Origin of the sequence: Gilvimarinus sp. DA14, from assembly GCF_024204685.1 — a bacterium.
In the GTDB taxonomy this organism is placed as follows: Bacteria; Pseudomonadota; Gammaproteobacteria; order Pseudomonadales; family Cellvibrionaceae; genus Gilvimarinus.
In genome coordinates, this window is the sequence record NZ_CP100350.1 from 2,357,707 (window position 1) to 2,384,532 (window position 26,826).

Annotated in this window: 15 protein-coding genes; 2 read left to right on the plus strand and 13 right to left on the minus strand. The window is 53.3% G+C overall.

The features are described 5' to 3' along the window. Positions 1-182: 182 nt before the first annotated feature. The 9 genes from NHM04_RS10365 to NHM04_RS10405 all read right to left on the minus strand — a co-directional run bounded on the left by NHM04_RS10365 (position 183) and on the right by NHM04_RS10405 (position 19,848). Positions 183-1,139 carry a DUF4862 family protein gene (locus NHM04_RS10365; protein ID WP_254263722.1) on the minus strand — a complete coding sequence of 319 codons (957 nt, stop codon included), beginning with the start codon at positions 1,137-1,139 and terminating at the stop codon, positions 183-185. Positions 1,140-1,293: 154 nt separating this feature from the next. After that, positions 1,294-2,718 (minus strand): heme peroxidase family protein, encoded by a 1,425-nt coding sequence (locus NHM04_RS10370; protein WP_254263723.1) that lies wholly within the window; start codon positions 2,716-2,718, stop codon positions 1,294-1,296. A gap of 668 nt (positions 2,719-3,386) precedes the next feature. After that, positions 3,387-4,580 (minus strand): transposase, encoded by a 1,194-nt coding sequence (locus tag NHM04_RS10375; RefSeq protein ID WP_254263724.1) that lies wholly within the window; start codon positions 4,578-4,580, stop codon positions 3,387-3,389. A 156-nt stretch (positions 4,581-4,736) separates the two neighbouring features. Further along, positions 4,737-5,252: a hypothetical protein gene (locus NHM04_RS10380; protein WP_254263725.1), complete on the minus strand. Its 516-nt coding sequence runs from the start codon at positions 5,250-5,252 to the stop codon at positions 4,737-4,739. Positions 5,253-5,652: 400 nt separating this feature from the next. Beyond that, the gene (gene acnA, locus NHM04_RS10385; protein ID WP_254263726.1) at positions 5,653-8,388 is read right to left on the minus strand and encodes an aconitate hydratase AcnA; all 2,736 of its coding nucleotides are present in this window, start codon (positions 8,386-8,388) and stop codon (positions 5,653-5,655) included. 537 nt (positions 8,389-8,925) lie between these two features. Beyond that, positions 8,926-10,425: a tryptophan halogenase family protein gene (locus NHM04_RS10390; RefSeq protein WP_254263727.1), complete on the minus strand. Its 1,500-nt coding sequence runs from the start codon at positions 10,423-10,425 to the stop codon at positions 8,926-8,928. An 80-nt stretch (positions 10,426-10,505) separates the two neighbouring features. After that, the gene (locus tag NHM04_RS10395; protein ID WP_254263728.1) at positions 10,506-13,469 is read right to left on the minus strand and encodes a TonB-dependent receptor; all 2,964 of its coding nucleotides are present in this window, start codon (positions 13,467-13,469) and stop codon (positions 10,506-10,508) included. A gap of 451 nt (positions 13,470-13,920) precedes the next feature. Next, positions 13,921-16,851 carry a TonB-dependent receptor gene (locus NHM04_RS10400; RefSeq protein WP_254263729.1) on the minus strand — a complete coding sequence of 977 codons (2,931 nt, stop codon included), beginning with the start codon at positions 16,849-16,851 and terminating at the stop codon, positions 13,921-13,923. 612 nt (positions 16,852-17,463) lie between these two features. Next, the gene (locus tag NHM04_RS10405) at positions 17,464-19,848 is read right to left on the minus strand and encodes a glycoside hydrolase N-terminal domain-containing protein (RefSeq protein WP_254263730.1); all 2,385 of its coding nucleotides are present in this window, start codon (positions 19,846-19,848) and stop codon (positions 17,464-17,466) included. Positions 19,849-20,127: 279 nt separating this feature from the next. Between NHM04_RS10405 and NHM04_RS10410 the strand changes: the two genes are divergently transcribed. Together NHM04_RS10410 and sodC are read left to right on the plus strand one after the other, a co-directional pair. Next, positions 20,128-21,378, plus strand: coding sequence for a lytic polysaccharide monooxygenase (locus NHM04_RS10410; protein WP_254263731.1), 1,251 nt, complete (start codon positions 20,128-20,130; stop codon positions 21,376-21,378). A gap of 104 nt (positions 21,379-21,482) precedes the next feature. After that, positions 21,483-21,995, plus strand: a complete 513-nt coding sequence (gene sodC / locus NHM04_RS10415; protein WP_254263732.1) for a superoxide dismutase [Cu-Zn] SodC — start codon at positions 21,483-21,485, stop codon at positions 21,993-21,995. Positions 21,996-22,036: 41 nt separating this feature from the next. Here the strand turns inward: sodC and NHM04_RS10420 are convergent, their stop codons facing one another. The 4 genes from NHM04_RS10420 to NHM04_RS10435 all read right to left on the minus strand — a co-directional run bounded on the left by NHM04_RS10420 (position 22,037) and on the right by NHM04_RS10435 (position 26,500). Next, entirely contained in the window at positions 22,037-23,080 is a 1,044-nt protein-coding gene (locus NHM04_RS10420; protein WP_254263733.1) for an RDD family protein, read from the minus strand. Between the two features lie 51 nt (positions 23,081-23,131). Further along, entirely contained in the window at positions 23,132-23,851 is a 720-nt protein-coding gene (locus NHM04_RS10425; protein ID WP_254263734.1) for a YebC/PmpR family DNA-binding transcriptional regulator, read from the minus strand. An 80-nt stretch (positions 23,852-23,931) separates the two neighbouring features. Then, on the minus strand, positions 23,932-24,768 hold the full coding sequence (locus NHM04_RS10430) for a CPBP family intramembrane glutamic endopeptidase (RefSeq protein ID WP_254263735.1): 837 nt from the start codon (positions 24,766-24,768) through the stop codon (positions 23,932-23,934). 598 nt (positions 24,769-25,366) lie between these two features. Then, positions 25,367-26,500 (minus strand): GNAT family N-acetyltransferase, encoded by a 1,134-nt coding sequence (locus tag NHM04_RS10435; RefSeq protein ID WP_371872542.1) that lies wholly within the window; start codon positions 26,498-26,500, stop codon positions 25,367-25,369. Positions 26,501-26,826 lie beyond the last annotated feature (326 nt).

Here is a 26,826-nt window from a genome sequence, read left to right on the forward strand (position 1 = left end):
TGCCTGAAACAAACACATCAGAGGCTTGGGCTTACCCTAGCCTCCGGCAGTCGCCAACCCCCGGCCTGATAAACGCTTAAAACCACTGCGTCATACCAGGTTGGTATCAAAACTGATACCAACCTGGCTAAAACGACTTTAATATGGATTAAAAGCGACCGGGTCGTGTAATAACTTTGGAACTATGCCCGCTCAAGCATTGCCAGAGCTTCGCGATTATAGGCGACGCGATTTTCCAGGGCTTCGTCTTTGGGGCGAATACCCAATTTAATCCCTAAGATAGGCAGATTCTTGGCATCAGCCACTTTAATACAGTGGTGTATTTGCTCTTCGGTCATCAACGAGCCTTCTGCACCAATCTCGGCTTTCGCCGACGGTGCTGCAGGCATATGAGTATCGGCCCAAGCGCCGTAGGGGGTCTCTTGATCGGAGACGCCTGAGAACATTAATCCGGCCAACACGCCAGCGTGTTTCGCTTTTTTAATATGTTCAATAGCTCCAGAAGTAGAGCGGGTTTCAATCACCGAACGCCCCCAGTTAATCACGACGCCTAGCTTCGCGTTACAGTGCTCGTTAACCGCTTTAATTACGTTTATTTCTTCTTCAAGAGTTAAAAAGCCCTTAGCGGGAGTTTGCCCCTCAATAAACGTATCGCAATGTTCAAGTACAATTCGCGCACCCTGCCAATCCCACCCCAGCATGGTTTCTAACGACGCTTTAAGCGAAGCCGGTGACGAGCTTGCTTTGGCTTTATTGGGTGCAGTTTGTATTTCAATGGCCTGTACCACCTGGCGCCCGGCATGGGCGTTTAGTTTAACAATCGCGGCGCGAGCTTTTTCCATAAAAGCCAAGGCCTGCTCGCGGCCTGCTGGGTCATCAGAGGCAATACCAAAATCAGGGTTTTTTCCTATCGCGCCCATAGTGCCGGGCACGCAAGTAAAAATATAACGCCAGTCGGGATCAATGTTCTGCAAAAACCAGCCATCATCGTGAGCGTGTAAATGCTCGCCCAAAAACGGATGCTCAAGGCCTTTAACGTTGGGCAATTGCTTTAAATGGTTGTAATAACTGGTTTCCAGTTCCGGGTTCCACCCGGAGGTACAGGGCGAGGAGGCGTAGGCGCCAACGTAGTAAGACATGGTTTTTCCTTGCGGTATCAGTGAGAGAGCATCTTATCAACTTTAAGCGCTAAGTTTCTAACCGCAACCGCAGAAGAACATCGCATAAACCGCATCCCTGCGGCCGTCTAGGCTTGTATCCTTACACATTGGAGCTGATAAATTTAAGCCCAGGCTAATAGGTTAAAATTTCACCTAAGCTTCTCACACCAACGCCATCGGCAGGGTCCCAGTTGCGATTAATGTGCATGAATGAACGTGGATCCAGCTCCATTAAGCCAATCATAGTTTCAGCGACTATGCGCGCGCCCACCGGACCAAGACCTTCCGCTGCGTCAAACTGCCCGGCTTTAGACTCCCGACCAATACACTCAGCTTCGCTCAACAGGTAAAACCACAAGGGTGTGCCGCTGCTGAGGTCAATATCTGCTCCGGCGATGTTCGCCGCCTTTTGCGAAACCTGGTCTATCTCGGACTTATCACGCCCCATAGCTTCTGCCACCTGCTCACCAGAAGGCAATTGAAAACCCTGCCCACGCAATAAATTTCGTGTCGCTAATGAAGACTCCCCAGAGGTAACAAACGGCAGATCAAGCAAATCCGACGCGAGCTGAGTATCCATTTTTTCAGCCATTTGTACCACATGGCCCGAATCGGCATTTACTAACTCATTCCAATCGACTACAGCATCCTTATCACCAAGCGGGGAAAACCCACGCCCCAACTTAGTGCCAAATAGCTCGAAAGAGGATCCATTTTTTTGTACCTGTATTTTTTGTGGGACCATTGAGTGACCAAATCGGTAAGCGGCGACGGAAAACTCTACGGGAATAAACGGGCTGCTATTGGTAGGACAGAAAAATTGTCGCCCATTCCCGAGTATTTCTGAAACAACTGCATTTCCACACATTGCGGGCAGAAAATCAGTAAGCACGCACCACTGGTAATGCCAGGTAACCTGCTGACGTGCATGCTCAAACAGCTCACCCCCCTCTAAAGCACTGTTGTCGGCATGGATTGCATCCACTACTTTGTTATGAAAACGAATAAACGCAAGCTGTAACTGAGAAATTATTCTGTTCTCGTCGTTACGTGGATCACCGATAATCGCCGTACCGTGAGATGTTCGGGGTAAATCGTCAGCGGCTAACGCTTCACTTTGATCCGGCGCGGCAGTGCCATCCGCCCCAGTTAACAGTTTTACGCCAGCGTATTCTCCGGCACCATAATACAAAAATGGGCTCGCCTCCGGGCCCTGACCGTATATACAATCCAGGTCTAAGGTTGGCGTTCGGGCATTGGACAGCTCATTAAGATCGACTGTTTGATCAAAACTCGTCTCCACATCCAAAGTAATGTCGTGGTCAATAAACTGACCAAAAAACACCATACCGACTGGAACAGAATCTGTTCGATTGGCATTTTTTCCGCCGTCCATAGGGCCATTCTTTTTCCCTAAAGCTTTAAGCGTATCGATTGGTGTGAATAGCGGGGGAAGATCAAACAGCCGGCCAAATCTATCTCCCTCGCTCCCTACATAGCCAAACTCACAATACTTATGAATGGCAGGCATTTTCTTTGTGCCATGATGCTGCGACATAATTAACCTCCTTTTAATGCTGTACGCTTAAATTAATACATTCGACATGGGATCATGGGTCTCCGCGAAAGAGACCTAAATTCAATAGAAATTGACTAACCCGTGGATCCAACTCAATTATCCGGAAGGAATTATCTTAGCTTATTAATTATCAGAAACATCTTTGCTAATTTCACCAGATACCTGAAACTACGGTTACTGGCGCAAAACGTACCGACAAAGCCGAGCGAGATCAGAGCCTATAATAACTGCCAAATAATATTTGATGGTTGGATGAATTTTTTTAAATCTATGCGTATTGACTATTCATCCAAATACAAGCATGGATAATCACGGTGGTGTCACTATAGAATCTTAACCTGGAAACTTGAACGAATAAAAAACTATAACTGAAAATCCCTTCATAACCCTCAATCCTATTTCAGAAACATGACAAGCCTAAAACTATCGGTAACATTGAACGACCAATAGCTTCTTTTCGAAACTCTTAGGTTTAATTCTGAATCTTATTATGTAGAGTTCAGGACGCCTCTATTTAGGCAATATAAACCTTGCAGGGTGTCTACTTTTTATGGGTAACTTGGCTAAACTCTTCGGTGTAGTGCTGGTGCTTTTTGCGTGCCATTTTGGACACCTCCATATAGAGTCAATATTACTATACAGGGTGTCTACTTTTTATGGGTAACTTGGTGACTTAACCACATTTCATTGCCTTCGGGACAATGACAAGTTTTTTGTCGTTTATTAAAGTCGAATTCGCTGGACGGAATAACACTCTTGATGCCTTTTAAAATGTCTCTGTGCCGCTTCCCGTATTTGTCTTTTTGCTTGGCAAAGGTTTTGTCACGACGACGAAATTGGTTGTCGGGAATATAGGCGTTGATGCCGGATTCACGAAGGTATTCATTGTTAGCGTCATTGGAAAAGCCCGTGTCGGCGGTGATGATCGTGTTTTCTTTATAAATGTCATCACTGATGCCGGTGCGGGCATAGCGTTCTTTCACGCTATGGAGCACAGGCTTGAGGGTGTGGTGCTCTTGCCCTTCTCCGAACGCTTGAGCATGCACAATTATCTGATGCTTTTTGTCGACGGTTGCGACACCGTTGTAGCCTTGAATGGTGCCCTTGCTGGTCGTCATTTTGGCCGACTCGTTGTCGGTGATATTGCTTTTGACTTCCTTGGGGCGCTTACCATTCCCCATCCTTGGGGACGCCGTCTTTAGGAACTTGTCGATGCGTTCAAACTCTTTCTCAAGAGTATCGGCCGCCTGCTGGAGTCGCTGTTTTCGCTCTCGCTCCTGAGGCTTGCGCCCGTCTAACTTTTTGTGCTCTTTCAGGCATTGGCGGACTTTCTTGCGCAATTTCTGCGACCTCTCCTCCAGCTCTTTCAATGTGCCGGAGTGTTCCTTGGCCGCGTTAGAGGACATTTTGCACCCGTCGATGGCAAACAGCTCATTACCGAGTAAGCCTTGCTCGTTACAAACCAGCAGGACTTGAGTGAAGACGTCTTCAATAGCCTCTGGGTAACGACTGATAAAACTGGCAATGCTGGTGAAATGGGGCACCAAATCGCAGAACAGAGCCTTAAAGATAATATTATGCTCGCACTGCCACTGAATCTCCCGACTGGACGTGATGCCTTTGGAGTAAGCGAATAACACAATTTTTAGGAGAATGGCTGGATCGTAAGCGCTGCGGCCGCCTTCTTCGTTCTTATAGTGATTGTAGAATGCTGACAGATCAATATGCTCTTCGATTAACCGATGAAGGGTATATTCAAACGTATTGGGTTGCAGCTGCTCCTCAAAGTTGATGACGACCATACTGTCCTGATCGTAGTTATATTTTCGGAAGTTGGGCATGGCCGGCTCTCCTTTTGGCAAGCCCCAATTTTAGCAAAAAACGCCTTGTTTTCTGAGTTTTTCTACAGCCTCAACGCCGCAATAAAGAGCGCGCGTCAGCGCGTCCAGCCGCAGGCGCCTTTGATTTCTTTGTTAGGTATTTAGTTGTCATATTTTTTACTTTGTAGCAAGAAAATAGAGAAGATACAGGATAATACCAAGATTCATATACGCTGTTGCCGACATCCCGGGAGCCCGATATAAGGGGTTTATGCGGTAACCTAGCCAGAAAATTAATCGAGCCACCACAAAAACTATTACGCAAGCCCATATAATTTGTAGATAACCTAAAGGTACAACTGTACTTAATGAAAGTGTTGCAATAGCAAAAACAAAATTTTGCTGAAGTGTATTCTCTGCCACATTCCCATCAATGATCATCTTGCTACTTTCCGCTCCTCGTGTAGGGTCTATGGCTTCACTTAAAAATCGAGAATTACCTACAGTGATAAGCATGATAAAAAAAGGGATGATAGCAACAACATTTGCATGCAAAGCAAAGGCGATACGCTCCTCAAATGAGCCGGTAATTTCTGGTATTGGCAAAGTGTTGGTGAGAATCCAAATACTTAGTGCCATTACAACAACTCCACTTGCAGCACCAATAGCGACAATTATTTGCTCTTTTCGCATGAAGTATCCTCGGCTTAGTTAAAATGCCTAACATTTGTATATCGCGCATGCGCATTATCATTTCTTGAAAAAGCATTAGGAGTTATGCGCAGGCTTTTGACTTATAAACTATTTAACCAATTTATTGGTCCTGGGAAGGAGAGGCAAAGTGTGCGTGCGCATCATCTCGCCCACGGCGGTCTTATTATTTAACCTTCCTATTTGGTTAAGCCTTTGACTATAAAGGTTTTTCCGTTAATTGGAAACCGAACCCCACTTCGAGCAGAGCCGACGCCGCTGTACAAGCCAGCAAGTGGGCATCAGATCGGATTCACGCTCTCTATTAACCGAAAAAAGGGCAGCTAAAAGCTGCCCCTATGTTTTTCCGTTCTACGTTCACGGTACCCCGTAAACCAATCAGCTACCCCGCCAACTGCCGCAGTACGTAGTGCAAAATACCGCCGTGGCGGTAGTAGTCCCACTCTACGGCGGTATCAATACGCACGCGCACTTCAAAGGAAATATCTTTGCCGTCTTTGTGTGCGGTCACACCCAGTGTTTTGGGCTCGCCTTCAATGGCGTCAAAGTCGAAGGTTTCCGACCCGTCCAGCCCCAACGACTCAACGCTTTCACCATCTTTAAACTGTAAGGGCAGCACGCCGAAACCGACGAGGTTAGAGCGGTGAATACGTTCAAAGCTTTGCGCGATAACCGCTTTAATGCCCAATAAGTTAGTGCCTTTGGCGGCCCAGTCGCGGCTTGAGCCGGTACCGTATTCTTTACCGGCTAATACAATCAGCGGTACCTTATCGGCCTGATATTTTTGCGAGGCTTCATAAATACTCATTTGCTCGTCGGTAGGCAAATACGTTGTCCAACCGCCTTCGGTGCCGGGGGCCATTTGGTTTTTAAGGCGCACATTGGCGAAGGTGCCGCGCACCATGACTTCATCGTTGCCCCGGCGTGAGCCGTAGCTGTTGAAGTCTTCGGGCTCTACCCCTTTTTCGCGCAGGTATTGCCCCGCTGGGCTATCGGGTTTGATAGCACCGGCCGGAGAAATATGGTCGGTGGTAATGGAGTCGCCCACTTTGACCAAACAGCGTGCGCCGGTAATAGGTTTAGCCTCGGGCAGTTCCATGGTCATGCCATCAAAGTAAGGCGGTTTTTTCACATAGGTGGATTCGGGCCAGGAGTAAATTTCATCTTCTGGCACGGGCAATTGCTGCCAGGCCTCGGTGCCTTTAAACACATCGGCGTATTTGTCGGCGTAAATGCCTTCGGTCATGGCGCTAGTAATCGTGTCTGCCACTTCTTTGGGGCTGGGCCAGATGTCTTTTAAATACACCGGCTTACCGTCTTTGCTTTCGCCGACCGGGTCGTTGAGTAAATCCACGTTCATATTACCGGCCAAAGCGTAGGCGAGCACCAATGGCGGCGAGGCCAAATAATTCGCACGCACATCCTGGTGGATGCGGCCTTCAAAGTTGCGGTTACCCGAGAGTACGCCAGCCACCAGGAGATCACCCGCGCGCACAGCGTTTTGCACCGGCGGCGGCAGCGGGCCGGAGTTACCAATACAGGTGGTGCAACCGAAGCCGACAATATCAAAGCCCAGCTCGGCCAATGGCTCCAGCAGGCCTGCGTTTTTCATGTAGGCGGGCACCACTTGCGAGCCGGGGGCGAAGGAGGTTTTCACCCACGGCTTGGTGGATAAACCCAGCTCGTGCGCTTTTTGCGCCACCAAACCGGCGGCCACCAGCACGGCAGGATTTGAGGTGTTGGTGCATGAGGTAATGGCCGCGATGACCACCGCACCATGCTCCAGCATAAACTCTTGTCCGTTCATCTCTACCGGCACCGCGCCTCGCTCGTGGAGGTTGGTGTTGTCCACGGCGGTCTGCCCGCCTTCGCTGGTAAAGCGGCCGTCTTCCGAACTGGCAATTTTTTGTTGCTGCTCCTGCAGCTCTTTTTCCAGCAGGGCATCAAACTCGGCTTTGGCGTCAGTGAGGGCGATACGATCTTGCGGACGTTTAGGCCCGGCCAAGCTGGGCACCACATCGCCCAAATCCAGGTGAAGAGTGTCACTGTAATCGGCCACGGGATCGTCGTCATGCCGCCACAGGCCCTGTGCTTTGGCGTAGGCTTCGACCAAATCAATTTGCTCTTGCTCGCGCCCGGTTAAAGCCAGGTAATTCAGGGTTTCGTCATCGATGGGGAAGATACCGCAGGTGGCGCCGTATTCAGGCGCCATATTGGCAATGGTGGCGCGGTCGGCCAGGGGCAGCTTAGACAGGCCCGGGCCGTAAAACTCCACAAACTTGCCCACCACACCTCGCTCGCGCAGCATTTGGGTCACGGTCAGCACCAAGTCGGTGGCGGTGGCCGAGGGCGGCAGCTCGCCTTTTAATTCAAAGCCCACGACTTCGGGAATCAGCATGGTAATGGGTTGTCCCAGCATGGCGGCCTCGGCTTCAATGCCGCCTACGCCCCAGCCCAGAACCCCCAGGCCGTTGATCATGGTGGTGTGCGAGTCGGTACCTACCAGGGTATCGGGCAAAGCAACTTTTTCGCCGTCGTGTTCCTCTACCAGCACAGCCTTGGCCAGATACTCCAGGTTTACCTGATGGACAATACCGGTGCCGGGCGGCACCACGCGAAAGTTGGAAAAGGCCTGCTGGCCCCAGCGCAAAAATTGGTAGCGCTCGTTATTGCGCTCAAATTCTTTTTCGGTGTTTTTAGCCAGTGAATCCGGGTTGCCGTAGTAATCCACCATAACCGAGTGGTCGATCACCAGATCCACCGCACCCAAGGGGTTAATTTTCGCCGGGTCGCTGTTCAGTTGGCGCATGGCGGCGCGCATGGCCGCCAAATCGACTACCGCCGGTACCCCGGTAAAATCCTGCAGCACCACCCGCGCTGGGGTGAAGTTAACCTGCTCGGTGGCCTCATCCGAGCCCTTCCAGCGACACAGTGTATGAATATCGTCCACGCTCACACTTTTGCCGTCTTCTTTGCGCAGCAGGTTTTCCAACAAAATTTTTAAACAGTAGGGCAGACGTTCGAGGTTGTAATCGCCGGCCAGGGCGTTGAGGTTGTAGTAGCGGTATGTTTGGCCGTTTACTTCGAGTGTACTTTTGGATTTAAAGCTATCGCTCACGGTTGTTTCCCCTTTGGCTAATCCATTTTTGCTGATACAGGAAGCAAGCTTTGCGCCGAATCCTGCACGGGTGAACTTGTTGCTAAAGCTTAGGCCATATGGGCGCCGTTGATAACCCATGGACGCTTATAGCGGTAATAGAGCCTGTAAATCCGCCAAGCGCATGTAAAGCTCACAAAAACCACGGATAAAAAAACGGCAACCGCCAAGGCAGGTTGCCGTATCAATAACGATGTAGAGACATCAACTCATGTACAGAAGGCAATGCATGCTATTCATTGCCCCACAAGCAAAGCTACAAACGCTCAGCTCTTCTGGCAGGTAACCGCCAGAACTGGTGTTATCGAGCAGGTACCCTTGGCACTAAAACCCGATAAAGAATTTGGAACCACAAGTATTCAAAACGACTAACGATTGCTGGAAAAGGGAAATTACCACCGAAATATTACAAATAAAATTTATTTTATATTTGATTTTACTTATAGCGCATTGATTTCATTTAAGCAAATGCTTTCTTATATAAAAATATATACTCAGCTACTTGGAGGTTTCTTGCAGATAACGGGCGTGACTGGGCATGTGCCCCACCACGGCGGCAATAGCTTCGCGCCGTTTTGTCATTAGCGCCTTTAGCTCGGCGGCGGGAATGGCATCCGCTTGGCGGGCGCAATGTTCGGGCACCACCCCCTGGCCGGTAAAAATGGCCACCCAGCTGGACTCAGCGTAAGACTCGTCGGCATACATAGGCACCCGCCCCGAGGCGCGGTAGACCTCTATTTTATGGGCGAGAGTGTCGGGCAGTTTTCGTTCCCGGCAAGTGCGCCAAAAGTCGCTGTCATCGCGCTCGCTGGTGCAGTAATGCAAAATTAAAAAGTCCCGCAGGCGCTCATATTCACCCTGGGTAATGCGGTTGTATTCCGCCTGCATAGGCGCGGTATCGCCACCGCTGGGAAACAGTTCTAAAAAGCGCAGCAATCCGGTTTGAATCAGCTGAATACTGGTGGACTCCAAAGGCTCCAAAAAGCCCGCTGCCAAGCCGAGGGCAAGACAGTTTTTATACCAGAAGTGCTCCCGGTGGCCGGTGACAAATTTAAGCGGGCGCGGCTCACCCAGGGCTTTTCCTTCCAGGTTTTGCAGCAGTTGCGCGGCTGCAGCATCGTCACTGATAAAGTCGCTGGCATACACCAGACCGTTACCTACCCGGTGCTGCAGCGGGATACGCCACTGCCAACCGGCTTGCCGTGCTGTAGCGCGGGTGTAGGGGGAGAGTTCATCTTGTCGCTCGCAGGCAACGGCCAGAGCGCGGTTACAGGGCAACCAATGGCTCCAGTCCCGAAAGGGCACCTGTAAAGCACGATTTAACAAACGCCCGTGAAAGCCGGTGCAGTCGATAAAAAAATCAGCCTCAACCCTTTCGCCGTTATCAAGCGTCAATGATTGAATATCGCCACTGTCACCACATAGCTGCACATCGGCTACCTGCCCTTCAATATGCTCCACTGCACGCGCGCAGGCGTAGCTTTGCAGCAGCGCGGCATAAAGGCTGGCGTCGAAATGGTAGGCGTAATCAAACGCAGCGATAGCGGCAAGACGCGGGTCATCCGGCGGCGGTGCAAAACGGTTGTGCCGTGCCGCCTGCGCGGAAAACGAGTAGTCCGCCAAAGGCGCGGTGTCGCCCAATGCCCTGGCGCGCAGCCACAGCTGATGGGCCGCAACCCCTTGATGGGCCGCGCCAAAGTCACCAAAGCCATGAAAGTACCGACTACCCGGGCGCAGCCAATCGCGAAACTCGATGCCCAGTTTGTAACTGCCACGAGTGGCGCGCACAAACTCGCGCTCATCCAGCCCTAAATACTGATTAAACTGACGCAAAATCGGCACAGTTGCCTCGCCCACTCCCACCGAGCCCAATTGCGGTGCCTCTATCAGCTTTACCTCAACCGGCTGCTGGGCGAAAAAGCGCGCCAAAGCGGCCGCGGCCATCCAACCAGCGGTGCCACCACCGAGAACCACGAATTTGTTTTTTGGGCGAGTCATAGGAAATGTACGAAGCGTAAGATCACGCCAGTGAAGCAAAATGCCACCCCCGGCACAAGGGCCGGGGGTGAGGGGGAGGTTTAGAACTGGGTACGTACCACAAAGGCAAAGCGGCGGTCGCCCTGAGTCCAGCCGTAATCGCCCGCGATTTGGGTATCACCCACTTCAAGCTTGGTGGACTCGGCGGTCAGGTTAGTCACCTGCAAGCCAACCTTCACATTGTCGTTGATGGTGTAGAACACCGAGCCATCCAGCTGACCATAGTCATCAAACCATACCGGACGGTTGATGTTAGCCGCTGAAGTCGTCAGCAGGTAGCGCTCGCGCCAGTTGTACGCCAAACGGGCCGACACATCGTATTTTTCGTACATCAGCGTCAGGTTATAGCTGTTATCCGAAATACCTTCGATGGGCAGAGACTCGTCGGTAGAACCTTCCACCTGAGGTGTTTCGAAAATGTTCACAGCTTCATTCATACCACCTTCGTTGTCGATAAAGGTGTAGTTAGCCTGTACGCCTAAACCATCGAACGGGCTGGGCAGCATGTCGAAAAACTGCTGGTAAGCCAACTCGGCGCCCTGCAATTTACCTTCAGAGGCGTTCACCTGACGGGTCACTTCAAAGTCGTAGGTTTGCCCACCGGAGGTGATGCTTTCTACCTGGTTGGTGGTGGCGATATAGTCTTTGATGTCTTTGTGGAACAGTGCCAGGGTGACGCTGTTGGCGTTGCCGAAGTAGTACTCCAGACTCAAGTCAATCTGATCAGAGACAGTCGGCTCCAGCTGGTAGTTGCCCCCGGTACCTGTACCCTCGTAGGGGGTGTTGGGGTTAAAGGCATTGTCCATAAAGTCAAAGCCCAGAGTGGTGTAGGGCTGAGTTTGATGGAACCCCGGGCGCACCATCGCGCGCGACAGGCCAAAGCGCATTTGCAGCTCTTCACTTAGGCTAAAGCGCAGGTTTAAGCTGGGCAGCACATTGGTGTAGCTGTGTTCGTAATCGGCGTAGTCGCCATAGGCGGCGTTATAGGCATCGGCAAAGGCCTGAGCGCCTTCACAGTCTGCAGACGGCGCTGTGGCACAGGCATCACCGCCGCCACCAGCGGCGGAACGTCCACGTGCGGTCAGCTCGGTTTCCACGACACGGACACCGATATTACCGTCAAAAGGAATACCTAAAATTTCACCGGCATCGTCGCCAAAGCGCGCCATCAAATACCCGGCTGTGGTCAGTTCTTTTTGGTTATTGATACCGGCACTGACGTTATCGGCGCGCGGGTTCAGATCGTAAGCGGTTTCCGGATCCAGCGGCACCCAGCCCCAACCAGCGCGCTGCACATCGGCCAACTGCTCGTAGGCGTAGTTGGGGTCGCGCGTCAGGTCATAAGTGGGGAACCAACCCACCGTAGGGGATGCAATATCACCGCCGTAGAAGTTATCAAAGGTGTACAGCTCGGTGCCGTCCTGAGTGTCTTGATCAAGATAAACAATGTCTTCAGGTGTCGGCGCACCACCCCAGAACTGGTTATTCAGCAGTGACCAGTTCCAGCCGGATTGACGGGTAATGGCTTCGCGATCCGAGCGGCGGGCGCCGAAGGATACACTACGCATAAAGCCGCTGTCGGTAAAGTGGTAATCCACATCGACCGAGCCCGCCAGAGCGTCGGCTTCGTTATCTTCAATGTGGTCCATCGCCGCGCCCCACCAGTAAGCGCCCTGTTGCGCTTGGCGCTCGTCGGCACTTACGTCAATCCAGGGGTCACTGCCAAAGCTAAAGTCGGCCTGAACATTGGAGTTAGAAGAAGGGCCACGCTCTTCACCAGCTAACTGGGTAAACAGGGCGTTGCTCAGCACTTCGGTGGTGGAGTCTACGTATTGCAGGTCACCTGTGATGGTCCAGTTTTCGGTGGGGGCATACTCAATATTAAAAGAGTAATCGCTGGTTTCAGCGTCGCGGCTACCAAAACGAGTATTGTTACTGATGCCCGCGTTGTAGAGCGTGCCGCCGGTTAAGAAACCTTCGTCATCGTAGGTAAAGTCACCGTTCCAGGGCATGATGTCGTTGCCCCAATCGGCATTGATACCCACCGCACGCTCTAAATCTTCGGCGTAGGTTGCGGTGCGAATCGCCTGTAAGGTCATCTCCAGCTTGTCGCTGGGCGCCCACTGCACGGCGGCGGAGTAAGAATCGCGCTCTTGCTCCCAGTCAATACGACGGAAGCCGAGGCCATTGGGCAGATAGTTTTGTGCCGGTAAACCGCTGGCGCTGGAGGCTTCGCCATTGGCGTCGTAGCCCACGTAGCGACCAGTTTGAATGCTGTCAGTGCGGTTACCAATTTCAGCCACACTGGCCGATACCAATACACCCACCTCACCAATGCCAGTGTCCCAGCGGTTGCTGAATAAACCGTTAAACGACGGGAAACCCTCTTCGTACAACTCGGCGTAGTTGTAGTCGGCCGAGGCCGCTGCAACCATGTCATCCGAATCGAACGGCTTGCGTGTGCGCAGGTTTACCGTACCGCCAATACCGCCTTCAATCATATCGGCAGTCGGCGCTTTGTATACGTCTACCCCGGCCATTAAGTCGGCCGAAACATCCTCAAAACCCAGCGAACGACCGTTAGAAGCCGAGAAAATATCGCGCCCGTTCAGTTCGGTGCGCACCCAGTTCAAGCCGCGGACGAACACATCGCCACCTTCCGCCGCCAAGCGAGCCGGATCGCGGGCTTCATTAGTGCGTTGCAGTTGTACACCCGGCACACGCTGCAGGGCTTCAGCCACCGAGCGGTCTGGGAGCGCGCCAATGTCTACCGCGGTAATGGAATCCATCACCATTTCGGCATCGCGCTTGATCTCTTGCGCCGACTCAATACTGGCGCGTTGGCCGGTTACAATCACTTCTTCTAGCGTGGTTTCGCCGCTGCCAGCGTCTTCCTGCGCAACGGCCGAGCCGACAACGCCCAGGGCGCAAAGCACCATGGCAGATACACTGGTTTTCGCCAAAGGGCGACGAAATTTCTGGTTGGTTTGGGTATGGGCAATCACTGCACTCTCCTAATTATTATCTTAAGTGTCTAGCTAACTCGACCTGCACACAGGAATGGTCAACGCAGGGCGATTTAAATTTTAATAATGAGACTTATTCTTTACTGGAAAAAACATTTTCTTATTTAAACTTTACACCGCATTATATACACCATGAATTTTACAGGCGCAATAATTTTCTTATGTAAAATCAGATATGTCATCTAAAGCGATGAAGAGAAGGAAGGACAAAACTCTTACTTTGATGAGCGCTAGCGTGGCAAATTGACGGAATTTTTCGGGTGTCGCCTGAAAGAAAAGCGGCCTGGCCCAGTGTTAAATCACGAGGCCAGGCCTTAAAAGGTACAGGTATCCAAGTTAAGCACATTAACCTAACCCGGATGCCTGCACATGCTAAGTAAAGACTTACTGTAATAGAGAGCTGACGCCGCCATAACGGCGCCAGCAACTATTAAAACTCCGCTTGCAGTGTCACACCGTAGCGGCGATCGCCCAGATAGCTATCGCGATAGCGAGACGATGAGCCCTGATAAGTGTCGTTGCGCGAGTCGGTAATATTCACGGCATCGAACTGCAGGGTGAAGGTGTCGTTCAAGGTCCAGTTGATCGAGCCATCCAGCTGACCATAGGCGTCGTTGTAGATGGGCAGATTACCGGTACCGGTACCGGCGGTAGTCACCAGGTAGTCGTCGCGCCAGTTGTAGGCCAGACGCACCGACCAGTCGCCATATTCGTACATGCCCACCAGGTTGTAGCTGTTCTCTGACAGGCCTTCCAACGGCACCAGCAGCGCATTGCCCTGAATATCCGTGGCGAAAGGGCTGGGCGCTTCACTGTCTACGTAGGTGTAGTTAGCCTGGCCGCCAAGGCCATTCCAGGGCTCGGGCAGGAAGTCGAAAAAGCCGGAAACCCCCACTTCAAAGCCTTCAATTTTGCCGTCTTCACCGTTGAGCGGAATATCCGAATCAAAGGCGCCAGTTTCGGTTTCGCCGGTCAGAGGGTTCTGATATTCAAAATCGCGGGTCACCGTACCGTTGGCAATAAAGCTTTGCACATCTTTGTAGAAAACGGTGGCGTAGGCCATGCCTGCATCAGAAAAATACCACTCCAAAGCTACATCCGCCTGGGCCACTTCCATGGGTTTCAAGTCTGGGTTGCCACCGGAGGCAGTGCGATCAGTGATCGTGCCCGACTCGTTATCCACCGACACGTTCAGATTAATATTGGGGTCCATCTGATCGAAACCGGGGCGGCTGATGCCCTTTGAAGCGGCAAAGCGCAAGTACAGGTTTTCCTGCAGCGACCAGCGCAGGTTCAGGCTTGGCAGGGTATTGGTGTACTCGTTCTCGAACAGCGAATCGTAATACTCACAATTGTTGCCATCGGCATCGCACGAGGCGTTGGCGCCGCGCGCGGTGGTTTGTGTTTCTACTACCCGAACGCCCAAGTTACCGTCCAGCGGCATACTCAAAAGTTCGGTGGCGAAACTCACCATCCCATAGGCGGCTAAAGTATCTTCTTCCTGGTCGTTGATTTGCTGTGGACCATAATCCGGAATTCCGTCCAGACGGTATTCGGGGTTGGGATGGTTCTGAGTCAAAAAGCGCACGGTTTCATCCGAGAAACGCCCAGCCAGGTCCGACGAAGCCGCAAGAGTCACCCCAAACGCATCGGCACTACCGCGCATAAAGTCGGTGAACTGGTTTTGCGCCCAGTTAGCGCTGCCGTCGTCATTGTAAAAGCGCGGATCATCCAGCGGGAAGGTCTCGCCCCAATTTGCCTGATTGCTCCAGTCTTCAGGCTGCAGGTTGTCGGGGTTACACTCTGGGTAGAGTGGGCCTCCTGTAGCCCAGTCGGTGCAAGTCCAGGCGGGCGCATCGATGGTGGTCCAGGGCGTCCACTCCATGGATTTGGTGGTAGCCTCGCGGTGCGAATAACGCACCCCGGCCGAGAGCGAGCTGATAAACCCGCCGTCGTGGAACTCCCATTCGCCATCAAAACGCGCAGCGGTCTGGCTGCCATCACTTTCTTGGTGGTGCGGGATTAGCCAGCTCCACTTGTAGTTGTCAGGATTAGCCAAATCAGCCGATTCGGGATCGCTGGGGTCCGAGGGACGCACTCCCATTTGCGGAAAGCTGGTGGTGACATCCACATCCAGCACAGGGGCCTGAGCATTAACACTGAGAATGAAGTTTTCACCCTCGGTGGTGGCTTTCACATGCTGCAAATCACCGCTCAGGTTGAGATTATCGTTGGTTTGCCATTCAAACCCTACCGCGAAATCTTCGGTAATAGAATGGCGTTTGTTTAAACCAGTGTTGGAATCAATATTCACCCCGGCAAACGAGCCGGTAAGCATTTCACCGCGCTCATTAAATGAGAAATCGCCGTTGTCGAACGGCACTAGGTTATCACCGCCATCGCTGGCCTCGGCCGGAAGAAACGCAAAGTAGGAATAATCGTACAGGCTCATAGTGTAATCAGAGCGGATGTACTGGGCGTAGATGTCCAGATCATCGTTGGGACGCCACTGGAACGCCGAGGCCACCCCCAAACGCTCGCGATCCCCAAAGGAGCTGTTGATACCGCCGCCGGCGGGTACGTACACACTCTCACCCTCGGTGCCACCAAACTCGGCCGCGTCGCGCTCCCAATAGGGCTCAATGGAGGTCGTGTCCTGGCGGAACGCCGTCTCCTGATAAGACAGGTTTACCATAAAGCCCATTTCACCCATGCCGGTATCCCAGCGATCGCTAAACAGGCCGGATACATTGGGGTTGAACTCGTCAATCAGGTCGTAATAGGTGGAGCCCACGGTGGCGCTAATTTTACGGCCATCAAAGTCGAAGGGCTTAAAGGTGCGTAAATCCACGGTGCCGCCAATGCCGCCCTCAATCATTTTCGCCGAGGGATTTTTGTACACATCCACACCGGCCATCAATTCAGACGGAACATCCTCAAAGCTCAGGCTGCGGCCTTCATTGGCAGTAAAGCTGGAACGGCCATTGAGTTCGGTGCGCACCTGGGTTAGGCCGCGAATGGCAATGCCGCTGCCCTCGCCCATATTGCGGGTAATTTGCACGCCCGAAATACGCTGCAGCGACTCGGCGACATTCATATCCGGCAACTTACCGATATCCGTAGCGACAATAGAGTCCACAAATTGAGGCGAGTCGCGCTTGATGTTTTGCGCCGAGATAACGCTGGCACGCTGACCCATTACCACAACTTCTTCAAGGGCCAGCTCTTGGTCGTCTTGATCATCGGTATCGGTCTGTGCCCACACGGGGGCCATCAGGGCGCTCAGGGTCAGCACCGAAACACTGGTTTTCAACAAATGTTCAACATCAATGGCTTGGGCAAGCGACTTAAGTTTAGTCACAGAGATCTCCTCAGGTTTATTATCTTAATCTTAGGTTTCTCAGATTTTGGAGCGCGAGTAACCGGCAGCTTGAATAGCTTTTTCTAATTTTTAATCGGGATTTTTACCGCAATCTCGCGAGCCACGTTATAAATTATATTTTTATTAGTGGAAATAGTTTACCAGGTAAAAGTTTGTAATCTGTGGTCAATTAGGAGTCGGAATGACTAAAGGCGCTGCGCCAGCGCACAGTTTGGTGATTTACTGACCACGCATAGCAAAACCTGGCATGACCTTGCAGTGCCGGAGGGGGATCGGGAGGTATAACCCCCAAGCACCGTTTTTACGGTGCTTGGGATTGGCTCGCTAGGGCCTGTTCACGCTAATTAAATGCAGCCTGTTGTGACTAAAAATTCGTCAATCAAGGCGCGAGGAGAGTGGTTTGGTTATTCCAAATGAACGACGAGCAACGCAGGGTGGCGGATTTTTAGCCGCAACCCGAAGGGCTGGAGCCAGTTTTGTCCCCAGCGTTGTTGCCGATCGCTTATTTGGAGTAACCAAACTTCGCTCACGGCGCCTAGCTGGAAACAAAACTGGCTTCCAGCAGGCGCACTTAATTAGCGTGAACAGGCCCTAGTGCGAAGCGCGCGGAATAATGCGGTAACTTTTACCGCCACTGACCGCAAAGCTCAGGCCATGGTTGGCACTGGGCTGGGTGCTGATGGGATTACCGGTAGCGCCGTCCAACACCTGGTACTGGCGGCCAACCAGCGTCACAGTCTGATCGCTATCGGGGGTCAGGATAGCCTGGGTGAGCTGGCCCTTGGCCCACTGCATAGCCACCCCCACATCGCCGCGCGCGCGCAGCCCGGCAACCGAGCCCTCGCTCCAGGCGCTGGGCAGCGCGGGTAGCAGATTCAGGCGCAGATCGTGGCTTTGCAGCAGCATTTCGGCGATACCAGCGGTAGCGCCAAAGTTGCCGTCAATTTGAAAGGGCGGGTGGTTGTCCCACAGGTTGGGCAGGGTGCTGCGTTTGAATTGCTCACCCAACACCTTGTGGGCGCGGTCGCCGTCGGCCAAACGTGCCCAAAAGTTCACCTTCCAGGCCTGGGACCAGCCGGTGCCGCCGTCCCCACGCGCGTTCAGGCTCACTTTGGCCGCCTCGGCCAGCTTGGGCGTGGCCTCGGGCGTAATTACCCGCCCGGGGTGCAAGGCGTATAAATGCGATACATGGCGATGGTGGTTGTCCGGATCGTCGCGGTCCTCTTTCCACTCTTGTAGCTGGCCCCAGTGACCAATGCGCAGGCCGTCGTCCAACTTGGCTAGCGCCGCTTCCAGCTCGGAGGCAAACGCCGGGTCAGATTTAAGAGTGCGCGCCGCTTCTAAGGTGTTGGTGAACAGCTCGGTCACAATTTGCTGGCTCATGGCGGCGGCCACGGTAAAGTCGCCCTGCTCGGGGCTGTAGCTGGGGCTGACCACCAGCTTGCCGTCGCGCGGGTCGGTCACCAGCGCGTTCAGCCAAAATTGCGCGGCCTCTTTCATAATCGGGTAGGCGCGCTCGCGCAAAAAGGTTTTATCCTGGGTAAACAGGTAGTGCTCGTAGTAGTGCTGCATCAACCAGGCGGCGGATTCGGGCTGCCAAAACGCCGTGGGCCAGGCGATTACACCGGTAAAACCGTAAATATTAGTGTTTAAAAACAGGGTCCAGCCGTCGGCGCCCAGTAGCTTTTGCGCCGAGATACGACCGGGCTCAACCAAGGATTCCACAAAATCGTAAAACGGTGTGGTGGTTTCAGCCAGGTTGGTCACAAGCGCGGGCCAATAGTTCATCTGCAAGTTAATGTTGACGTGGTAGTCGGCATTCCAGGGCGGGGTATTGGAGTTGTTCCACACACCTTGCAGATTGGCGGGCAGCGAGCCCGCACGGGAGGAACCAATCAGCAGGTAACGGCCGTACTGAAAATAAAGGGCCTCTAAGGTGCGATCCAGCGTTTTATTGCCCGAGCCATAAGCCGCTAAAAGTTCGGCGGTGGTTTGCGAATAGTCGGTTTGGCCGAGATCTAGCTCCACACGGCTAAATAACGCCTGATGATCCGCTAGGTGGCGCGCTTGCAAAGACTCAAAACCGCGCGCCTGAGCCGCCTTTACCCGTGCAGAGACTTTGGCTTTGGGGTCGGCGCCGCGGTATTCGGGATAGTTTTGCGCGTAATTGGTGGCCGCCGAAAACACCAGGGTAAGACTATCGGCGCCATTCACCGTCAGCTTTCCCGTCTTATCATCAAGCGCGGCCTTAACCTCGCCCCCCTGTGCCTGAATCGCCAGCTGGCCTTCGTAGATCAAGCCATTTTCATTGAGTGCACCGCGCACCCGCAGGGTCTGCCCCTCGGCGCTGTCGGTACGCGAGCGATTGTCGGGTATCTCAAAGCTCGCGGTGACATTCAGCTGGCCTCGCTCGCTGGCACTCCAATGCCCCACCAGGGTTTGATCCGGGTAGCTGTAAAAGTACTCGCGGCGATAGTCGATGTCGTTTTGGCTGTAGCTAATGCGCAAAATGCCGCTGCTTAAATCCAGCTCGCGACGGTAATCCGATACATCACCCTCGGCCGCTTGCGCCAGTTGGATGTACCCAAAATTCTGGTAATTGCCGTACCCCGGGTGATCGCGACCCATAAGCTCGGCTGCCGCCTCCGGAGTCATACTGCCTTTGTCGCGCAAAATGCTTTGCACCTTGGCTAAGGCGTCGTGCTGATTACCCTCTTCGGGCCAGCCAAAGGTATAGCCATGGCTGGAGCCGGGGCCACCTTCCCACAGGGTTTTCTCGTTTAGCTGAATACGCTCGAGCGCCGGGTCGCCAAACACCACCGCCCCTTGGGCGCCATTGCCAATGGGAAATGCCTGCTGTTCCCAGTCGCTGACCGGTTGATCAGACCACAGGGTTAAGGGTTCGACGGCGTCGCTCGTCATAGGTAGAGACACCAGCGTCATGCCAATGCCTAGGTAGCGTTTCAGTTGAGTCATGTTATTTGGGCTCTTGGATTTCATTTTTATAAGGGCAAGCACTTTACTATATGAAAACCCGTTTATTAAGTCATTCACCTTTGTCCAGCGGCGCTGGGTCCCCGCAGCAACGAAATTTTCGAAATATCAAACCCATACCGATATTTACTAACATTATTTATCAATAGCCACGTTAATCAGTAACATTCCAGGCCATAAAAAATAACGCTTGAGAGCCCCAACTCACCTCAGCCTGGCAGAGCTGACGCCCATATCTGCGACTCAATCATGGGTGCAATCATGAAACTTAATAACAACCTGACGCCACTGTTTAAAACCGCGCTCGTTTCATCGGGCTTACTGTTAACCGCTGTGGCGCAACAATCCCTTGCGCACGGTTACGCCGATTACCCCAAGGCGCGCCAGGGCTACTGCGAAGAAGCTGGCGGCTACTGGTGGCCTTCCGACGGCTCGGGAATTGCCAACGCCGCCTGTCGCGCGGCTTTCCAGCAATCGGGCAGCTATCAATTTGTGCAGGCCATCGAGTTCTCGGCCAACGTCACCAATTACAACAGCCAAGCCGCAGTAGAGGCCGGTGTTCCCAACGGTAGCTTGTGCGCGGCCGGAGACTCCGCCAAAGCCGGTATCGATTTGCCCCACCCCGACTGGCCCGCGCAGCAAATTACGCTGAATGGCGCCGGTGAGTTCGAGTACCGTTTTTACGCCTCCACCCCGCACGATCCGAGCTTTTGGAAGTTTTACCTGACCAAACCCGGCTTTAACCCCGCAACCGATGTGCTCACCTGGCAAGATTTAGAACTGGTGGATGAAAAATCCAGCGCCAATCTGCAAACCATAAACGGCACTCGCTACTATGTGATGAACGTCAGTTTGCCCACCAACCGCAGCGGCGATGCGATTCTGTACACCCGATGGCAGCGCCAGGATGCAGGCGGCGAAGGCTTTTACAACTGCAGTGACATTGTTTTGGGCGATGTAGAGCCCCCCACCTGGACGGACGCAGGCGGCTATGTGCAGCCGGGCCTGGCAGCAGCGGCTGGCGATCAAGTGTGGTTTAGGGTGTTCGATAACTACGGCAGTGAAGTGGTGTTTAACCAGTTTGATATTACCGCCGCCAACCAGACTAATAACGCCTGGGCGACGGAGCTTGCCAGCGATATTAACGGCAGCGAAGCTCAAGTACAGGTAGGGGTTTTGAGCGGTGGCAGCATCAGCTATAACGCCGGTGATTTGTACGCCAACCGCGTGTATGTGCTCAATGGCGATTACACCTATCAACTGGATTTGGAAAAAGCCAGCACCTCTTCAAGCTCATCGTCTTCCAGCGTTAGCAGCTCCTCGTCTAGCTCATCCTCCAGCGCTGCGCTCTGCTCTTCAACGCCTGCTTGGGATGCGGCCTCCGTGTATACCGCCAGCGATCAAGTGCAACACAACGGCGGTTTATATGAAGCCAAATGGTGGACACAGGGACAAAGCCCAGCCGATTTCTCGGGACAGTGGGAAGTGTGGTTAAAAACTGGGGACTGCTAAACTCTGCTTAACAGTCCTAGGTTTTCGCCCTATTCGGCCAGTGCCTGCGCACTGGCCCTTCCTTTGCTTCTTTCACTGTGAACGACGAAGCAACGGAGGTTTCAATGAACACATCCATTCGCACATTAATAGCCGCATCACTACTCACCCCCCTTGCCTGTTACGCAGGCGACTATCGGGTTCCCATGCACAAGGTAACCGAAGATGGAAAGCTAAACGCCATCGGTACAATTAAGGTGGAAGAAACCGAGTATGGTACGGTTTTTACGCCCGATCTGTCCGGGCTAATGCCAGGTGAACACGGCTTTCATGTACACCAAAATCCCAGCTGTCAGCCCGCTGATGGCAAGCCCGCCGGCGCCGCCGGTAGCCATTACGACCCGCACGAGACAGGTAAACACGCCGCGCCCTGGGAGGATGGGCACCTGGGCGATTTACCGACGCTGGCTGTGAACGAAGCGGGCGAAGCGACAACCCCTGTGCTGGCACCCAAGGTTAAATTTGCGGATTTACAGGGCCGCGCCCTGATGATTCACGCCGGTGGTGATAACTACGCCGACGAACCTAAACCTTTGGGTGGCGGTGGCAGCCGAGTGGCCTGCGGTGTTGTTAAATAGCCAAACGGCTGCAAAATTTACAGCACGACAACACGGTTAACTCAATTCTGGGTAAGTGCCGGGCGGTGGTGGTCGACTACCACGGTCGCGGCAATCTTATCCTGAATGGCTTGTCGGTTCGGGTCCCAATAAATTTGCAGGTACCCCAAAAGCCCGGTGGTAATCCCCGCCGCGTAACCGCCAAAGCGGAAGAAGCTGTCCCAGATAGTAAGTGGGCTGCCGTCTAGCTTTATTACCCGAGTGCCAAACAGCCGCTTGCCTGGAGTGCGCCCGCTGACCAAGCAATGAAAAAGGGTGAAGTAAAACGCCGTCCAGCTCACCCCCAGGCCCATATCCTTTGCCAGCGCCTGCAACCAACCCAAGGGTGAAAATCGCGGCGCCGCCTCGACGGGCGCATGTGAGCCGGGGTGGTCACTCATTTCAGCGCCGTAATGTGCATTTAAATACTCGCTCAAGCGCTCGCGCTCTGGCTCAGCCAGCGGTGTAAGCTGGGCAAAACGATGGTAAATGTCGCCAGCTTTAGCGCGCGATATGCCCAAGTCGGGCAATGCGACCGACAGGTAAAAAAGCTCCTGCTGCCAGCAATCAAGATTCGTGCAATCGGACAGTCGAATACTCTGCGAAGCGCTGAATAAAAACGCGTTCACCCCCAAGGCTTGGCCGGCGGGCACCTCATCGCTCACGTTTACCCCGTAAAACACCACCTCTGTGGTCACCTGACGAATCCGCTCACCGTACTGCAGCCATACCACGGCGCCAAGCAGCGCCACCAGTAGCAGCACAGTACTGACCAGCATTAACAGCAGTTTTAACAGCACACGCAGCTGCGCCCTGCCACGCTGCGGCACTAACGCCAGATTAATCGAGCGGCGGTTGCGCCAGCCAAGCACCAGCAACACCAGCGATAAAATAACAAAACCCCACGGCAGCGCGCTAAGGGCGAGAATTAGCGCTAAATCGATTGCGATGGCCGCGAGCCGTTTCCAGGGAGACGCCAGGGTTAAGCCGATAAGCGCGGGGTTAATATTAAGCGCATGGGGCGTAATAAATTCCTGCGTATCATCGGGCGGGGTGGTTTGAGTCATGGCATTTATTGTTATGGGTACAAAAAAGGCGGGTTGCCCCGCCTGATTGTGTTACTGGATTTCGGCGTTGTGATAAACGCGCTGCACATCGTCTACGTCGTTGAGCATATCCAGCAGTTTTTCCAGGGTTTCGGCATCTTCGCCGGACACCTCGGTAATGGCTTGCGGTACAAACTGAATTTCGTCCACATCAAAGTCGACGCCCTCAAAGGCGTTAGTCAGCGCGTTGCGCACATTGGCGTATTCGGTGGTGGGAGCAAACACGGTTACCTTGCCGTCTTCACACTCGATGTCGTTCACATCGGCATCGGCTTCCATCAGCGCTTCCAACACGGTTTCTTCATCACTGCCGTCAAAAACAAAAATGGCGCAGTGGTCAAACATGTGACTCACACTGCCTTCTACACCCAGCTTGCTTTTGGTCTTGTTAAAGCAAGTGCGCACATCGCCAATGGTACGGTTGGGGTTATCGGTTAAGCACTCCACAATCACCATGGCGTTGCCGGGGCCAAAACCCTCGTAGCGCGCGGGGCTGTAGTCTTCGCCGGCACCGCCCTGGGCTTTATCCAGGGCCTTTTCGATCACGTGGCTGGGCACCTGGTCTTTCTTGGCGCGGTCAATCAGGCTGCGCAGTGACAGGTTACCGGCCGGGTCGGTACCGCCCTGTTTGGCGCATACGTAGATTTCGCGGCCGTATTTGCTGTAAACCTTGGTTTTCGCGGCGGCGGTTTTCGCCATGGATTCTTTGCGGTTCTGAAAAGCTCTGCCCATTGTTCCGTCTCTTGCTGGAGCCACTGAAGGCGGCTCGGGTGTTCAAAATTTAGGGCTGGATTCTACCGTCAATTAGCTGTTCAGGGAATGGGCAACCACTGCTCCGGCAAACCGGACTTACGCCACAGCGCCGCCGAGTCCATGGCCAGCGCAATGGTAACGTGCACCATTACCCCGCCCCAGATAGAGCGCGACGCCAGTGCCAGTATCCCCAAAAACAAGCCGAACAGAATGGCCCCCGTCGCCTCCAGCCACAGTTTGGGAAAGTGAATCATCAAATAGGGAACACACATAATCCAAATGGCGTTGGCACCCAACGCCGGGCGCAGGGCGTTCAGCATAAAGCCGCGAAAGAAAAACTCTAAAAACACAAACTGACCGATGTACAGCGCCCACCAGCTGAGCAAATCCAACCAACTGCGCGACGCCTGACCGTAAAACGGGTAGTGATTGACAAAGTCATCGCCCAAGCTGACCAGGTAGACAAAAAACAGAATCGGCGTGGTCAGCAGCAGGTAGCCGCGCCAGTGCCGGGCGGTGTCGTTCCAGCGCCAGCCCATGTCGGCTACCCGCTCGCGTAAAATCCAGCGGATGACCAAGGCGGGGATAATCACATACCCCACTAAATGAATAAAACTCCACCAGGCGTAACCGGCCAGCTCTAAAAACCCGGCCTCGCGCAGAGCTACTATATAGGTATTTGGGTTACCACCCAGCTCACCCGTCCAGCGCAGCAACTCGAAAAAATTGCGTGAATATTTAACATAGTGAACTAGCAGCAGGCACACGCACACACAGGCCAGCACCGCCATTACCCGACGCAGCGAAGCTTCACGCGAGAGCGAATGGGAGGGAGGCTCGCGGTCGAGCTGATCCAACAGGGTGAGAATATTTTTGGGGTGCAGGGCGTTAATCACCGATGAGGAGGCCTCTATTAAAAAGTTGTTTAGGAGAATTATGATGAAGTTATCACTTCACTCTCAATATGCCCGTGTCGCCGGGCGGCGCGAGTTACTTTTTCGGCAAAAAGTAACGCCGCCGTTCCTGCGCATCCATGCGCCCACGGCATTAGTGATTCCCTTCACGTCAAAACCTCGCCCAGCAACTGGCCCCTCGGCAACTGCTCCTGCGTTGCTCTACTACACTACATCCATGTAGTTATGCGGGGTCCCCTCGCGTCCGGCCCGCGAGCACAGCTTGCGGTCGTTCGGTTACGTGCGAAGCAGCGCTTTGCAAACACTAGACCTCACCCAGCCATTTTAGCGGGCCGTATCGACAGGCCTTACCCCAGGGCACCCTCTCTTGCTACGCAATTCACCTTGTCCCTGGCCTGACGATACTTGCGCAAACGTCCTGTTTGCTTACCCCCTAAAATAGGCCTCCATTCGGCTCAGTCGTAAACAGGCGAAAACCCCAATCGATTCCAGACTTATGAGGCCTAACATTAAGTCGTTTCTGCGACCGATACATATCTGAGCTTCTTAACCGAGTCGATATCTAATTCGCACATCCATTTCAGGATTTATAAGGTAGATGCGCTTGGGCGTCTTTTTGATAGGCCGCTACCATAGCAGCTTCTTGCTCTAAAAAATCCGCGATCGCCTCGTCGAAGCGTTCATCGGCCAGCCAGTGATTGGAGTAGGTGAGCACCGGCTCGAACCCGCGCGCCAGCTTGTGTTCGCCCTGGGCTCCGCCGTCAAAGCGTTTCAATCCGTGAGCAATGGCGTAATCAATGCCCTGGTAATAACAGGTTTCAAAATGCAGAAAATCAAACTCTGCCAGCGAGCCCCAGTAGCGGCCGTACAAGGTTTGACTATCGCGCAGCAATAGCGAAGCGGCCACCGGCTGGCTCTCAAGGTAGGCGATAACCATCACGCACTGTTCACTCAAGCGCTGGCCCAATCGGCTAAAAAACTCTTCATTTAAATAGCCGGTGTGGCCGCTGCGCTTTAAATAGGTGCGCGCATACATCTGGTAAAAAAAGGCCCAGTCGCTATCGCTGATGTTCGCGCCCGAAAGCGTTTTAAAAGTAAAACCCTGCTCGCGCACCTTGCGTCTCTCTTTCAGCACGTTTTTGCGCTTGCGTGAACTAAAGGTGGCCACGAAATCGTCAAAGCTCTGGTAGTCGCGATTAAACCAGTGAAACTGACATGCAGTGCGCTGCCCCAAACCCTGCTCGCGCAGCTGCTCGCTAAGCTCAAGGCTTGGGAATAAACAGTGCCAGCCCGATAACTGGTGGCTTTCGCACTCGCGCTTTATGGCCTCCAACGCATAGGCTCGAACCTCTGGATCATCGCTGCCCAAAAAGCGGGGACCGTAGCAGGGGGTAAAAGGCACGGCGCTGATCAGCTTGGGATAATACTCCAGCCCATAGCGCTGGTAGGCATCCGCCCAGGCCCAGTCAAAAACATACTCGCCGTAGGAATGTGCCTTGATAAAAGACGGGATCAACAGCACCGGGGCATCGTTTTCTTCTACTAATAAATGGAAAGGCTGCCAGCCGGTATCGGCAGTGGTGGCCCCCGAGTGCTCCAGCGCCGCAAACCATTGGTGGCGATTAAATGGATTGTCACCAGCGACCAGAGAATTCCAGTCGGTATCAGAGCATTGGTCGATAGAGGTAAGAAAACGGTGGGTCATTTTGGCCATAGGGCTATGATACACCGTAACTAAGTTTCTGTTCTTGGTTGCCTGCACGTTCAATTATGAGTCTGAAGCCGTGGATTCACTTGGGGTTTTCGCCCGTTTACAACTGAGCCGAGCGGAGGCCTATTTTAGGGGGTGAGCAAACAGGATGTTTGCGCAAGTATCGCCAGGCCAGGGACAAGGTGAATTGCGTAGCAAGAGAGGGTGCCCTGGGGTAGGGCCTGTCGATACGGCCCGCTAAAATGGCTGGGTGAGGTCTAGTGTTTGCAAAGCGCTGCTTTGCACGTAACCGAACGACCGCAAGCTGTGCTCGCGGGCCGGACGCGAGG